Annotated in this window: 12 protein-coding genes and 1 pseudogene; 11 read left to right on the plus strand and 2 right to left on the minus strand. The window is 60.2% G+C overall.

Annotated features, from left to right (window positions below; all coding sequences use genetic code 11):
• The first annotated feature begins 133 nt into the window (after window positions 1–133).
• The 10 genes from NW837_RS06100 to NW837_RS06145 all read left to right on the plus strand — a co-directional run bounded on the left by NW837_RS06100 (window position 134) and on the right by NW837_RS06145 (window position 9,044).
• Window positions 134–1,069: a DnaJ C-terminal domain-containing protein gene (locus NW837_RS06100; RefSeq protein ID WP_011432386.1), complete on the plus strand. Its 936-nt coding sequence runs from the start codon at window positions 134–136 to the stop codon at window positions 1,067–1,069.
• Entirely contained in the window at window positions 1,066–1,347 is a 282-nt protein-coding gene (locus tag NW837_RS06105) for a chaperone modulator CbpM (protein WP_011432385.1), read from the plus strand. Before NW837_RS06100 ends, NW837_RS06105 begins: the two co-directional genes overlap by 4 nt.
• 49 nt (window positions 1,348–1,396) lie before the next feature.
• Window positions 1,397–2,155 carry a photosystem reaction center subunit H gene (locus tag NW837_RS06110; RefSeq protein ID WP_414329867.1) on the plus strand — a complete coding sequence of 253 codons (759 nt, stop codon included), beginning with the start codon at window positions 1,397–1,399 and terminating at the stop codon, window positions 2,153–2,155.
• 286 nt (window positions 2,156–2,441) lie between these two features.
• Window positions 2,442–2,867 (plus strand): 50S ribosomal protein L21, encoded by a 426-nt coding sequence (gene rplU / locus NW837_RS06115; protein WP_414329869.1) that lies wholly within the window; start codon window positions 2,442–2,444, stop codon window positions 2,865–2,867.
• Window positions 2,868–2,943: 76 nt separating this feature from the next.
• Window positions 2,944–3,213, plus strand: coding sequence for a 50S ribosomal protein L27 (gene rpmA / locus NW837_RS06120; protein WP_011432382.1), 270 nt, complete (start codon window positions 2,944–2,946; stop codon window positions 3,211–3,213).
• 244 nt (window positions 3,214–3,457) lie between these two features.
• A complete protein-coding gene (locus NW837_RS06125) occupies window positions 3,458–4,930 on the plus strand; it encodes a cellulose synthase (RefSeq protein ID WP_414329875.1) in 1,473 nt (490 codons plus the stop codon).
• 256 nt (window positions 4,931–5,186) lie between these two features.
• Window positions 5,187–6,974: an MBL fold metallo-hydrolase gene (locus NW837_RS06130; RefSeq protein ID WP_414329871.1), complete on the plus strand. Its 1,788-nt coding sequence runs from the start codon at window positions 5,187–5,189 to the stop codon at window positions 6,972–6,974.
• Between the two features lie 54 nt (window positions 6,975–7,028).
• Entirely contained in the window at window positions 7,029–7,784 is a 756-nt protein-coding gene (locus NW837_RS06135; protein ID WP_011432379.1) for an ABC transporter ATP-binding protein, read from the plus strand.
• A 196-nt stretch (window positions 7,785–7,980) separates the two neighbouring features.
• Window positions 7,981–8,556: a TIGR04376 family protein gene (locus NW837_RS06140; protein ID WP_414329872.1), complete on the plus strand. Its 576-nt coding sequence runs from the start codon at window positions 7,981–7,983 to the stop codon at window positions 8,554–8,556.
• Between the two features lie 191 nt (window positions 8,557–8,747).
• Entirely contained in the window at window positions 8,748–9,044 is a 297-nt protein-coding gene (locus tag NW837_RS06145; RefSeq protein WP_011432377.1) for a PipX family protein, read from the plus strand.
• Window positions 9,045–9,105: 61 nt separating this feature from the next.
• Here NW837_RS06145 and pheS read toward each other — a convergent pair whose 3' ends face one another.
• Both pheS and nrdJ read right to left on the minus strand, forming a co-directional pair.
• On the minus strand, window positions 9,106–10,107 hold the full coding sequence (pheS, locus tag NW837_RS06150) for a phenylalanine--tRNA ligase subunit alpha (protein ID WP_011432376.1): 1,002 nt from the start codon (window positions 10,105–10,107) through the stop codon (window positions 9,106–9,108).
• A 133-nt stretch (window positions 10,108–10,240) separates the two neighbouring features.
• Entirely contained in the window at window positions 10,241–13,696 is a 3,456-nt protein-coding gene (gene nrdJ / locus NW837_RS06155; protein ID WP_414329874.1) for a ribonucleoside-triphosphate reductase, adenosylcobalamin-dependent, read from the minus strand.
• A 322-nt stretch (window positions 13,697–14,018) separates the two neighbouring features.
• Between nrdJ and NW837_RS06160 the strand changes: the two are divergent.
• Window positions 14,019–14,259: pseudogene (locus tag NW837_RS06160) on the plus strand (hypothetical protein); the annotation flags it as partial.

The following is a 14,259-nucleotide window of genomic DNA, read 5'->3' on the forward strand; positions in this document are numbered from 1 at the left end:
GCGAGAGCACAGTAAAGCGCCATCTCGCCGCTCTGCCTGTACGTGTTCTGGGTCTGCTCCAATTTTTTAGCTGCAGCCTTATATCCTGAGAATAGCCCGAAAAACTCTAACCTAACCTTGCAGGGGTGAGCCTATGGCTGCGAGTGACTTCAAGGATTACTACAAGATCCTGGGCGTCAGCAGAGATGCCTCTGCCGAGGAAATCAAGCGCGTCTATCGCAAGTTGGCCCGCCAGTATCACCCCGACGTGAACCCCGGCAACAAGGCGGCAGAGGAACGCTTTAAGGAGATCAACGAAGCCTACGAGGTGCTCTCTGATCCAGAGAAGCGGCGGCGCTACGACCAGTTTGGGCAGTACTGGCAGCGGGTGGGTACTGGTTCTGCTGCTGGAATGCCGGGCATGGAGGGCTTCGCCCAATACGCCAGCTTCGAGGAGTTTATCAACGAGCTGCTGGGCCGTATGGGCTCCCGCCGCAGCGGGTTCCAGGGCTTCGCCGGCGGCTTTGGGCCGTTTGTTTCGGTGGATTTGCCGGGGCAGGATGTGGAGGGCACTCTGGGTCTCAGCTGGGCAGAAGCTTTCCACGGCACCCAGAAACGGCTGAACCTAGATGGAGAAACGCTAACTATCCGCATTCCCCCCGGCGCTAAGCCGGGCAGTCGCATCCGCGTCAAGGGCAAAGGCCAGGTCAGCCCCTTTGGCGGGCCAAGAGGGGATCTCTACCTCACTTTGGAGCTGCCCCCCCATCCCTTCTTCCGCTTTGACGGAGACAACCTGCTCTGCGAGCTGCCCATTACTCCTGACGAGGCGGCTTTGGGAGGGACGGCGGAAGTTCCCACCCCTACGGGTCGCGTGCAACTGAGGATCCCTGCCGGGGTAGACAGCGGCCAAACCCTGCGGCTGCGGGGCCAAGGCTGGCGGGATCCCCAAGGCCAGCGGAGCGACCTGCTGGTGCGGCTGAAGGTGGTGGCACCCAAATCCCTTTCCCAGACCGAGCGGGATCTCTACGAAAAGCTGCGCCAAAGCCGTAGCTGGGATCCCCGCGCCCACTTGCAGGAGGTGAGTCTATGAGTTTGGCCATTGTGCGGGTAGAAGAACGGCTCTATACCTTCGAGCAGGCCACGGAACTGCTGGGGATCCCTCCCCACCTGCTGGAATGGCTGCTGGCTCAGGGCTTAGTGGAGGCCGAGAGCAGCTACCTGACCCCCCAACAGCTCAGGCGGTTGTTGCAAATGAGCCGCCTACACCGAGACTTAGGCCTCAACTGGACGGGGGCGGCGATGGTCTTGGACATGGCTCAGGAAATTGCCCGGCTCAGGGGGCAACTGCGCCATTACCGCGGATTTTGAGGCTGCCCAGCTAACCCATCCAGCTAACCCATCAAGGAGATAAACTTCGATGAACCCTATGGAACAGATCATCCGACGTAGCCAAGTGGTGGGCCTGCTGGCCCTCGATGGCAGCACTGCTACCGCCTTGGGCACCGTAGAAGAAGTCTGGGTTGACCCAACGGGGCGGGTATGCTACTTCACCAGCCAGCAGGGATACACCCCTCTGGAGCAGATTTCTCTCATCGGGCCAGACGCGCTGCTGACCTACTCTACCGTTTTTGATACCCCCCTAACCCCCATCAGCTCTCTTTACCGTCGCACAGTGCGCATTGGGAATCGAGAGGTCGGCTGGATTGAGGATTTTCTCTTTGACTGGGAGACTGGAGCGATTGCCGCTTATATTCTGGGTGGCAGCATTGCCGAGCCTTGGGGGGGGCGCGCCGTTCTCCTGCCTGAGGACGTGGAAGCCATTGATGTGGACGCGGTGGTGGTTAAGGAGGATGCTCCGCAACGGCTGAAATCGGAAGCGGAAGGCTTAAAGAACTTTTGGAGCGAAAAATCTCGGCAGGTGAAACAGCTTATCCAGCGCATGGGGGATCGCCTCAAGGCGTTGGTTGGCCCACAGGATCCGCCGGAGGTGGTGCGCGTTAAGGTGAAGCAGGTGCGGGACGAGCTGGCCAAAGGGGGCAAGTTCGATCTCTCCCTACTGGACGAGGCGGCAGAGTTTCTGCAACACAAGTGGGAAACCTGGCAACATCGCCTCAGCCGCGCCGCTCAGCGCATGCAGGCTGCCCTTCAGGCTGCTTGGGAGAAGCTGACCGAATAGCAAAGAATGACTCTGCAACCTCTGGCCTGCGGTCGCCTCAGATGCTGCACATTTGCTTCCCAACTGCTTCCCAACTCCCCTCTTCCTCTGGGAAAGGGGCTGGGGGGCAACAGCATGAGGTGCTTGGGGAGTCCGTCCCACTGCTCGACCGGAACTGTTGCAAGCCAGTCCTCGACCAAACCCAGCTGACGGACGGCGGCTTTTTCGGCTACGATCTAAGATCGCTGTCAATGCTCGGATCAGGTTTCAAGACCCCCGCAGGGCACCTGTACGGCAGAGGAGAAGGATGACTTACGCAATTGTGGAAACTGGCGGTAAGCAGCTTTGGGTGGAGCCGGGGCGTTTTTACGAGGTCGATCGCCTGGCGGAAGTGGAGGAGAACAGCCCCTTCGATTTGTCTCGTGTGCTGTTGATCAACCACGAGGGACAAATCACGTTGGGGCATCCCTACGTTTCGGAGGCGGTCGTCAGGGCACGGGTTTTACAGCATCGGCGCGGCGATAAAATCATCGTCTACAAGATGAGGCCAAAGAAAAAGACCCGCAAAAAGAGGGGTCATCGGCAACCGCTGACCCGTCTGCTGATCGAGTCTATTGAACTCAATGGGGTGCCCCTAGCCACGGCACCATCCCGTACGGAAGCGGCTCCAGAGTCTAACCCAGAGGCAGCCCCTTCGGCAGCGGCGACAGGGATCCCTGGGGATGAGGAATAAACTCTGAACTCAGGTGTCCTGAATCCCGATTTTTTTATCTCGTTTCTGTTGATCACGCAGTTGCATAGGAGGCGTTATGGCTCATAAGAAGGGAACGGGCAGCACTCGCAACGGTCGAGATTCCAATGCCAAGCGGCTGGGGGTGAAGCGCTATGGGGGCGAGCTGGTGCATCCCGGCCACATTCTGGTCAGGCAGCGGGGCACCAAGTTTCACCCAGGGGTGAACGTGCGCATCGGCGGCGACGACACCTTGTATTCTGTGGTCACCGGCATTGTGACTTTTGAGCGCTATGGCAAGTGGCGGCAAAAGGTGAGTGTCTACCCAGCTGAGGTGGCTGCCCAGTAGGGAAAGGCCCAGCTTTGAAACTGCCTGGGAGAGTTTCTTCCGCAAGAGAAGATTCTCGCTTCTGTCGACCAAGCTGCTTGCCGGGCTGAAAACTGTCTGCTCCAGAGCAGACAGAGTTTTGCTGTTGCTGATTCCTGAACTTTTTTCGTTCTTGAGGATTGGGGCCAGCCGGAAGAGAAGAGGAGCTAGGGATCCCTGCCCCTTCGAGGGCGAAAATGGCAAAAGCACGGAAGGCAGGAAGTTGATGCGAGTGTATCTGTTTCGCTGGGCAGGGTTGCTTCACCTCATTGCCGGGGTGATGTACCTCTACTGGCGACTGACAGCCGGGTTGATGGATTTGGGATCCCTTTTGTTTTGGGGGGCAGAGCTGTATGTTTGGCTGGCGGCGGTGGGCTTTACCCTCAGCCGCTATCCCCAAGTGCCGAGAGAGACGATCCCATCCCCAGAGGTCCTGCGGCGGTCGTTTTTCCAATTGCCGCGGGTGGATGTACTGGTGCTGCGCCAGTGGGATTCTCTGGAGGCAACCCGGCAAACAGTGCTCTCGGCTCTGCACCTCGACTACCCGTGGGAGCGGTTGTTTGTCCACATTGTGGATCGGGTAGAAGATGAGGAGATGGCCAAGGCGGCGCGGGCCATTCCCTGCGAATACTGGGCCTGCCCTAGCCCCACAACCGACCCCCTGGCTTACGCGATGGGATCCCCTCATATCCAAGGGGAGTATCTCCTCCTAGTACAGCCGGGCCATTTTCTCGAGCGGGACTTCCTGTGGCAGACCTTGCCCCACTTTTACGACTCGCCGGAGCGGGCTCCAATTGTCAACCGAACTGGCTTTGTGCAGGCAATGCTGCGCACCCTAGGCCAGCCCAGAGCCGTTCACCCACTGCAGCAGCTCTTGGCGGTGGGATCCCAGGGCTACCAGGCGGCACCCCTGTTGGGTTCTGGCTGTCTCATCCGGCGCAAGGCTTTGGAAGGGATCCCGCAGATCGACATTCGCCGCCCTGTGCAGTTGGGGTGTCAGATGCACTGCCGTGGCTGGCAGTCTCAATTGGTTCGCCAAACCCAGGTTACGGGTGTTTTGTTGCCCTTGCGCAACCGCCGCGTTGCTTTGCTGGCTTTGTTTTCGGCCTTGAGGGAAAACCCCTTTTGGGGCAAGCCGACCACGCAGCAGCAGCGCTTTCAATACCTGTGGCTGGCCCTCTGGGCTGCCGGTGGGATGGCGGAGCTGGTCTACTTGGCGGTGCCGATGGTCTTTCTCTGCACGGGGTGGATGCCGGTGCCGGCCTTTGACCGGGTCTTCTTCGCGTGGTTTTTGCCTTATGCTCTCCTGGGGCGCATCAGTTGGCTCTTGGCCTTTCCCCCCCATCTGTGGGGGGCAGCTTGGCAGTCGGAACGGCAGACGGGCAGCCAGTTTTTTCAGTCCATCCAGGCGCTGGTGCAAAGTCTGCAGGGAGTGCCCCCCTATCCCGAGCAGCCTTCCCAGCTCTCCTTAGGACCTCAGGCTCTGGCTATTGTGCTGACTTTTCTGGCTATGGGGGTGGGATCCCTGCGTTTTGCCGGCAGTTGGGATCCCTCTTGGCCTGAGCTGCTGTTTGGCTTGGTCTGGGCCTTCTACAACCTGATGATCCTGACGGTGCGCCCCGACGATCACGATTTTGCCGGCTTTGCTTTTCCCAGCAGCAGCGCCGCTGCGGCGACAGAAGAGAGCGCCGACCCATAGGCTGCCAAGCCAAGACAAGTTCATCGCAAAACCAAATCCCCACATCCATTCAGCTGCTGCATGGATGAAATGGCAGGCTGCCGCGGCAGATGGTGGGCAAACGCTATGCTGTGAGAAGTGTAGGATAAGTGGATCGGCGCAGGTTGTCTCCAACTCTCCGGGGAGGTGTACCGGTGGAGAGGGGGGATCCCTGGCCAAGTCGCCCCTCCTGTTTGCAGGATTGAACGCGGTCTTCTAGGTTCAGAACGACACACCTGTGGAGTCAGAGAGACCCCCCCTTCGACTGCTCCCCCTGGGTACGGATCCCTGGCAGCAGGGCTGTGCCTATTGGCTGGAGATGGGATCCCACCGTTTGCTTCTCGATTGCGGGTTGCCCGCTCCTGCCCTCTTTAAGGCTCTGCCAGGGATCCCGGATGCGGTAATCTGCAGCCATGCTCACTTTGACCATGTGCAAGGGCTACCTGCTTTTCATCGTCGTTACCCTCAGGTACCTCTCTACGCCACGCCGGTGACTGCTCATTTGGCCGCTGGTCTGTGGGAGTGTGGCGTTTGGCCAGGCTACGACCGGGACATTCGCTTTCCCCCCTTTCGGGCGCTGCCTTTGGGCCGGGCGCGAGAGATTTTGCCCCATCTGATGCTCACTTTCTTTGCGGCTGGGCATCTGCCGGGAGCGGCGGCAACCCTGCTGCAAAATACCCAAACCACTCCGGCCCAAGCCTGCGTGTACACGGGCGACTGTTCCCTGGCCTCAACTCGCTTTGCCCCCGGCTTGGATCTCATTGCTTTGCGCCACTGGCAGCCGGACGTGTTGCTCATCGAGGCTTCGCTGGGATCCACCCGCCATCCACCCCGTCGTCACCTGGAAAATCGCCTGGTGGAGCGGTTGCTCAGCGCCTTGGAAGCGGGGCAAACGGTGCTGTTTCCCCTGCCAGTGTTGGGGTTGGGGCAGGAGCTGATCTTTCTCCTCAAAGCCCACCACCGCTTTACCCAAGCCCCCCAAGAGCTCAAGATATGGGTGGCGCCGGGGCTGGCGGCAGGCTGCAATCTCTACGAGCGCTTGCTCACCTACCTGCCGGAGCCGGTGCGCAATTTCGCCACCTACCAGCCCTTGTTCTGGGAAGACCGCCTGCAGCCGCGGGTTCAGCCCCTTACCGAAGCGGATCCTCTGCCCCAAGGCTTGCTGCTGTGCGACGCCGATGCCGGGCCTGAGGCTTGGGATCCAATTTGGTCGAGGTTGTTGGCCCAACCGCAGCGCTCCTGTCTGCTGGTGCGGCTGCCGGAAGTGGAGCTGGCCACCCCATTTGAGCGTTGGCCGGCGCCGCTGCGCTCCCGCATTGCCGTTGAATGGATAACCTGGCACAGCCACAACGATGTCGGGCATCTCACCCAGATCATCCACACCTTTCGCCCCCAGCATTTGGTCTTGGTTCACGCCGACCCCAAGCAGGCTCAGGATCTGGCGGATCTGCCGGAGCTGTGCAATCGCTACCATGTCCACTGCCCTCAGCCTGGGCATTGGCTGGAGTTGCCCGATGGGCACCTACAAACCCCAGTTAGGCTCGCGGAGCTGAAGGCCGGTTCCCCCGCCGAGATCAGGGATCCCCCTTTGCGCTATGAGGGGGAGGTGGAAGAAGTTTGGCAGGAGCAGGGGTCGCCGCGGACTTTGGCGGGGGTACAGGTGCGTCTGCCGCCCCAGATCACCCAGGATCCCCGTTGGCTGGCCTGGGCCGATACCGGCCTGGTGGAAGCCCGCTGGCAGGGATCCGAACTGGTGCTGCGCGGCCTTTCTCCACGGGAGCTGATCCGCCCGGCAGAGGCTGCCCCTTCTCCAGCAGGGATCGTGCCGCGTCCAAAACAGCCTTCTGTATCCAGTCATCACGGTGGCAAAAAGTGCCAAAATTGTCGCTTTGCCCGCCAGATCTTGACTTCCCAGACCCAAGCCTTTCGCTGTGATCAGGAGCGTTCCCCCCTCTACCGCCTCAGGGTGGATCCCCAGGGGAGCTGCCCCTACCATCAGCCGCAGGAGATCCGCTCTTCCGGTTAGCCGTCAAGCCAGGGAAGCCCAAAGGCTAGAATGGGGCAAGTCGCGGTGCCAACCATGCTTGAGCAAGATTCCTGGGCAAATCATCGCCGTGGGCCGGTCGGATCCCTGGAGCGCCCAGCCGAGGCCTTGGCTGCGGCCAGCCCGCCCGTGGTGCAGATGGTCGGGGTGAACAAAGTCTATCCACTGCCGGAGGGCAGTTTTCAGGCCCTCTACGATATCGACTTGGCGATCCAGCCGGGAGAGTATTGCGCCATTATGGGGCCCTCTGGATCCGGCAAATCCACCCTGATGAACCTCATCGGCTGCTTGGATCGGCCCAGCTCAGGGCGCTACTGGCTGGATGGGGTGGAAGTTTCCACCCTGACCGATCGCGATTTGGCCCACATTCGCAACCAAAAAATCGGCTTTGTCTTCCAGCAGTTCCATCTCCTGCCCGTCCTGACAGCGCTGGAGAACGTCATGCTGCCCTTGGCCTATGCTGGGATCCCGGAGCCGGAGCAACGCCGGCGGGCCAAGCAAGCCCTAGAACAAGTGGGCTTGGGGAGCAAACTGCAGCAGCGTCCGGCCCAACTCTCCGGCGGCCAGCAGCAGCGGGTGGCGATTGCTCGTGCCATTGTCAACCGACCCCAACTGTTGCTGGCTGATGAGCCGACTGGGGCTCTGGATAGCCATACCGGCCAGGAAGTGCTGAACCTTTTTGCGGAGCTCCACCGGCAGGGCATCACCCTGGTCGTGGTCACCCATGACCTTGAAGTAGCCCAGGCCGCCCAGCGCATTATCCGGGTTGGAGATGGCCGTTTGCTGGATTGAGAGGGATCCGCCTGGGGGCAGTTGGGTTCAGGAGAGTTCCCAGTTGCGGTGAACTGGCGTGCCGGATGGATCCCTGGCCTCACTTTGGGTGAAGGTCGAAGGGAATGTCTTAAACGGGCATGGGATAACCCTATCTAGGATGGCCCAGCTTGGGCTACTCTAAACGCAACTGAGGGCTTGGGAAGAGGATCCGTCCATGAAACTGATCGAAGATATCATCCGATTTTTGGAAACCCGCCTGGAGGAATTTCTCAGGGCCCACCCCGAGATCGAGCTGCAAGCCCTCGATGAGCAGTTGCGCCAGCAGGAATCGGATACCCTGCAGCTGTTGCAGGAAAGCCGCGTCCAAGAGGAGGCTCTCCAAAAAAGCATTCTCAACTTAGCCGAGGAGATTAAAACCTGGCACTTTCGCATTGAGAAGGCGCAGCGGGCCAATCGTCCCGATCTGGCCGAAGGAGCGCGACGCCGGGAGGCTGAGCTGTTGGAGAGGGGCAGCCAGCTATGGGGTCAAATGAAAGCCCAAAAGGAGAAAATCCAACAAATGGAAGCCCTGCTGCCGCAGATTCGCCAGCGCCGCCAAGAAGTGAAGGCTAAGCTGCAGGAGGTAAGAGCCGCGCAAGCCAAAGGCATCGACAACCCGGACCGGAATTTCAGCCCTTGGGGAAAACCTTTCGAGGCTTGGGATGAATTGGAAGAGCAATTTCGTCAGCTAGAGGTGGAAAACGAATTGAATGACACGAAGAGGAAGGTGCGGGAACAGCAGCGGCGGTAACAGCCTGACCCAAAATCTTGTTAGTTTGCTAATGTTGAATCCAGTCGCAACAGCCAAAATCGAGCTGGGCGGAACTTGTGATTTAAGCCCTTGGTCTCAAGAGCCATAGCCACATCATTTCCAGAACTTTCTCTGGCACCGACCGGGAAGAAAAGTCTCTCCTCTCCCCCAAGAGTGATACGCTATTGGGCATGAATGAGTTGTATCTGAATCACCCCACATTTGGTCTGCTCTACAGCCTGTGTCAGGTCGACGAAAATCAGGCTCTCTTCACCACTCTCTACGCCCAAAGGCTCTTTTTTCGGGTTTACTTCAGGCCGCCGGATAACAGCGGGGATCCTGCTGCCATGGAGGAGTTGGTCTTCGATCCGATTAGCCGTAATGAGGCTCGCCAGCTCATCGAAGAGCAAATGCGCCTGCTGCGCCGTGCTGCCCGCCAAGATGAGCTAGAACAATTGCAGTTGATCTACAAGCAAACCTTTTCCTGACAGAGGTTTTTTCGAAGGTCTGGCACAGCTGAGGGTGAGGGTTTCGTCCCCCAATAGCCACCTAAAACTGAGACAGAAAGCGCAGGTCGCTGGTATAAAACAGGCGGATATCCTGAATGCCGTGGAGGAGCATGGCCATCCGCTCAATGCCGATCCCTGCCGCAAATCCGGTGTAGCGCTCCGGGTCGTAGCCCACCGCTTGAAATACATTGGGATCCACCATGCCGCAGCCGAAGATTTCCAGCCATTTCGAGCCAAAGCGCACGTCCATCTCAGCAGAAGGCTCGGTAAAGGGAAAATAGCTGGGCCGAAAGCGGGTTTCTCGCTTGCCCAATAGGCGGGTGATGAACGTGTTGAGGGTGCCCTTCAGGTCGGAAAAGGTGAGGTTCTCGCCCACCGCCAAAATTTCCATCTGGTGAAACACAGCGGAGTGGGTGGCATCCACGGTATCGCGGCGCATCACCCGACCGGCATGCACAATGCGCAGCGGCGGCTGGTGTTGCTCCATGTAGCGCACCTGCACCGAGGAGGTTTGGGTACGCATCAGGTAGCCATTGGCCAGGTAGAGGGTATCCTGCATATCCCGCGCCGGATGGTCGGCAGGGGTGTTGAGGGCCTCGAAGTTGTAGTACTCCGTCTCGAGCTCAGGCCCATGCACCACGGTGTAGCCCATTCCCACAAAGATATCGAGCATGCGGTCGATGGTGGCCTGCAGCGGATGGATCCGCCCCAGAGGCCGACGGGGCCCGGGCATAGTGACATCCAGGCGCTCTGCTTCTAGGCGGGCCAGCAGTTGAGCTTCACCAAGGGCCTGTTTGCGCTGCTCCAGACTGGATTGGAGGGCCTCTTTAAAGGTGTTGGCCAAAGCGCCAATGGCAGGCCGTTCTTCTGGGGGCAGCTTCCCCATTCCCCCCAAGATTTTGGAGAGCTTACCTTTCTTGCCCAGGTAGTCGATGCGGATCTGTTCCAGAGCCTCCAGACCGTCAGCTTGTTCCACTTGGGCGAGGGCCTCGCTTTGCAGGGTGAGAAGCTGTTGGCGAAGCGTGTCTTTTTCGTCTTGCATGGGGCCGATTCCAAGGGCAGAAGGGATCCCTGGGGTTGTGAGGAATCCCTACAAAGGTATCACAGCAGGGAGCTCGGTCGCGCCTTTGCATCCGATGGGGTTGGTCGGCAGCAGGGGGAACCCTTTTGGGGAACTAGCTCTGAGGCGCCGAATCTGGCAACAGACACCCCAGAGCGTCACACCCTGCCGGCCCCTCTGCTGTCAGGGTCAGGTTGCGGTCGTGGCGGGCCAGGGCCGCGAAGAAGTTATCTGTCCGCCGTCTCTGCTTGACCTCGGCCACCAGTCGTTCGTAGGTGGGCTTGTCAATTTTCTCAAAGGGCAGGCGGGGGAAGGGGGCATCGAAGCGGGCCAGCAGCGCTGCGCTGATGTAGCCCTCGTCGTCGCGGATGGCTTCGTAGATACGGGATCCCAGAGCTTCCACCTCGTCCTCCCGCAGCTCGATGGTGGCGGAGGTGTTGTGGGTGGTGTAGTACTTCTGAACCTGCATATAGAAGTCAAACTGGGCCAGGGCCGAGAATTGCTCGATCTCGATCTGGCCAGCACCGGGCAGGTTGGCCCATTCTACTTCCACAGGCAGTTCCACCAGCCATTCGGTACAGCGGGGATCAAAGGGGTCGTTGAGCAAGTTCCCGTTTTCATCTTTGTCCGCCTGAGCAGGTACCACCGAGTAGCCATAGTCCAGACAGGCCAGCGCCACCGGGTCATTTTTGGCAAAGGTGATGCGGCGGATGTAGCGTTGGGCTTTGGGCGGGTGCCAGCCGGGAGAGGCGTTGGTGAGCAGCGACTTGGTGCCGGCGGGCTGAACCGTGGTGCAGCGGTTGGGGCGGCGCAGGCTGTGGCGGTCGCAGTAGTCCCAGACCACGCGGTGGACGATCTCCTTCCAGCGGCTGAGGTATTCCCGCTCCTGCTGCTTGAATTCCTTCCCGATGGGGGTATCGGGTCTCCCTTCCTGCCACCAGCGCAGCCATTCAACCCCAAAGGCTTTGACGCAAAAGTCGAACAGGCCTGTGAACGAGACGCCGACGATGGGATCCCATTCCCGCGAGCGCTGGAAGCGAGGTTCCACAAAGTGGTGGTGGAGCAGAGCTGCCACCGTGAGGGCTCCCGCCGTGAAGGCGTCTTCCTGCTCCTGCCAGTTCTGGGGATCCAGCCGGTTGAGGTGGATCTCGGCCAGATTGCAGTGGAAGTCGAATCCGATGATCTCGCCGCAGTTGTGGACGACTAGCCCGTTTGCATCAAAGCAGCTGGGGCCGGGCACGGTGCAGTCATAGACCGGTTCCACCCCGTCAGGCTCCAGCGCTGCAACCGTGACGGCAAACCGCTCTCGGTTAAGCCGGGGCTGATAGCTGCCCAGCAGTTCGCCTAGCTTCTGGGCTTTGCGGGGTTCGCGGAAGCCCACTACTGCTTGAAACTGGTGCAGGTTGTCCTTAGTGATAACCAGCTCGTGAGCGATAACCAGCTCGTGCTGCGCGGCTGGCTGGCGCTGGCTGGCGGGCAGCAGGTGATATCCAGCGGGACGGATGGCCGAGACAATCCCCAGGCGGGCAAGCATGCGCTGCACGGCTTTGAGGGTGTCCAGGTTGCTTTGGGAGAGCCGCACGCTAAGCCCCTGCACGCTGCCATCGGCATCAAACAGGCCGCACAAGAAGCCGCGGTGGAAATCGCAGCTGGTGGCCTCGACTGCCGCAGTCATTTCTTTCTGTCCTGGAGCTATGCCGAACTTGGCCGCCAGTCTTGCCAAGCCGGTGGAATGGATAACCCGACACTTCAGCTCAGGGTGATACCAGGTCTCTGGCCGGCGAGGTTCGCACCCCACCGCAGTTTGCAACCGCTGAACCGCATATGGGTTCATCTCGTCTTGGGTATCCTGCCAGTGGCGCAATACAGCTGTGTCGTTCCACTGGGTCGTCGCAAGGCTGCCGTTGCCCAACCAATTCCCCAGGAGCCAGCCTTCCTCCCAGGTTCCCTCACCATCCCACGGGGTTAGATGGCGATGGTTGTGCAGCAGGATGCGGTCGCCCGGGCGCAGGTCTTCTGCCGGCACCCATTCGGTGTACTGTGCCTTTGGGGTCTGGGCGATGACCTTGAGAACCCGATGGTTGCCTGTCAGCCGCAGAGAAAACCCCTCCTCGGTCAACAGCTTGAGCACGGGCTTGGTGCCAGAGTAGAAGAACCCGGCTGGCGTGGTGCTGAATAGCTCGCCGTTGACATAGGTGCTGTGCTGCTTGCCGATAAGGTCTTTCACCTGGCGCGGGCCGTCGCCGGTATGGATCCAGGTGTCGGCCGTAACGCAGGGGTTCAGCCCGTACCGTTGTACCCTATGCCATGCCGGGAGTTGGAGGAACGGAGAGTCGGTAGCTGCCTGCCGCTCTTCTATCCAGCGTCCGGCTCCCTCTGGCCCCTGCGAGGCATAGACGTCGAGGAACTCCCGCTTGAGCTCTGGGGTGTTGAGCAGGTCGGCGTTGGCCCGCGCTACAGCTTCCCCGGCCCACTGGATGGCGCCCTCACCGGAGTAAAACTGCTTGCGCACGGCCTCAATACATTCTTCCCGCGTCGGCTTGCGGTGAAACACCCGCGTGTGGTTGGCCATGCGCAGGGCATCTCGCTCGGGATCAATTCTCCAGTTGCCGTTTTCGTCCTGCTGCCAGAGGTTGTCTTTGGCGGTGGATCCCAGCTGGTCGTCGGCAGCAAACTGACGAATGCCAGCGCTACGACGAATGTTTCCCGCCACCACCACCACCGCCGCCTCGTCGATGAGCAAACAGCACTCCACCGAGTTCAGTTGCCGACCTACCGCCCTGTTGAGGATGGCGGCACAGCGCTCGTACAAGCCGGGCAGCTTAATGGGGTTGGCTACGCCCCCAAACCCTTTCAGTCGCTCCCCAGCCGGGCGGACATCGCTCAAGTCCACTGTCACTTCCACCTGGCCCCCAAAGCTGGGATCCGACGCCAGCTCCAGCAGCGCTTGGTAGGACTCCACCCAGCCGCGGCGGCTGTCCCCCACCTGGATGTGCACCTGGGATCCCTGCCGTTGGATGCGGGTGTGCTCCTGCCGCTCTTCGGGAGGGGTGGTGCCGATGGATCCCTTCACGTGAACCCGCAGGCGGTTGACAATGGGGGGCAACTGGCGGATGAACTGCGGTTCCAGCACCGCTCCCGTGCCGCAGCCCATCATGGCCAGATCCATCATCAGGCCAAAGGCCCGCCAGTCCACCACCGCCAAACTGGTGCAGTTGTAGGCACCGGAGAAGTTTTCCGGCTTCTGGATCCAGTCGGTGCCCATCACCCACAAGGCTCGACCGGAGATCAACGCCTTCAACTGCCGCTGCATGCGCTCTACGAGCTCCCGCTCCTGGGGGGTAAAACGCCCCAGCCGGGCGATGTCGGCCAAGGTGCGCTCGCAAACTTCGCCCCAAGTCTCGCGGTTGCCATCCGGGCGGCGACGGCTGTAGGTGCGGTAGAACACCGGGCTGGCCGCCGGGGCTGTGGCCGGAAACTCGCCCAGAGGCAGGGATCCCGTCGTTTCAGCGGGATCAAGTCCCTGTACTTCTTTGCTCTGTTCGCCTGAGCGGGACGAAGTCCACACCATAGCCACACCTCTTCTGCAAAGCTCGGTAGTTCCGACTCTTGAGCGCCGGTTGGCAACCCCGCCGACCCAATGCCCAACCACGTTATCACAATCTTCGGGGGTCTGGTGTTGTAGGTAGTGTTGTGCTCTGAGAAGATCTTTAAGAACCTCTAGGGATAGGGCAGGCCCGCTGTCTGCCGGGGGAGCCGCAAGGGAACGGAAGGCCCGGCAGAAGGGCTACAGTGGAGGAGAGGGATCCCAAGTTAAGGGGCTGCTTGTCGTCTTCAACGGCACCTTCCTGGGCCTTCTCCCCAGTGAGAGCTGTGTAAGGAGTTGTATCGTCATGACCAGTCGCCTGCGCATCGGTAGCTTGTGGGGGATCCCCTTTTTCATCGACTACACCTGGTTCCCGGCGGCCCTCCTGCTGGTGCTCTCCTACGGGGTGTTGACGGCGGTGGGGTTGTTTCTTTCTCTGCTGGCTCATGAGTTGGCCCACAGCTTGGTGGCCCGCGCCTATGGAGTACGGGTTAACTCGATAACCCTGTTTATTTTTGGGGTATGGCGGCGATTGAGCGGGAAGTTCC

The sequence above is a fragment of the Synechococcus sp. R6-10 genome, assembly GCF_047461815.1.
Lineage (GTDB): Bacteria > Cyanobacteriota > Cyanobacteriia > Thermostichales > Thermostichaceae > Thermostichus.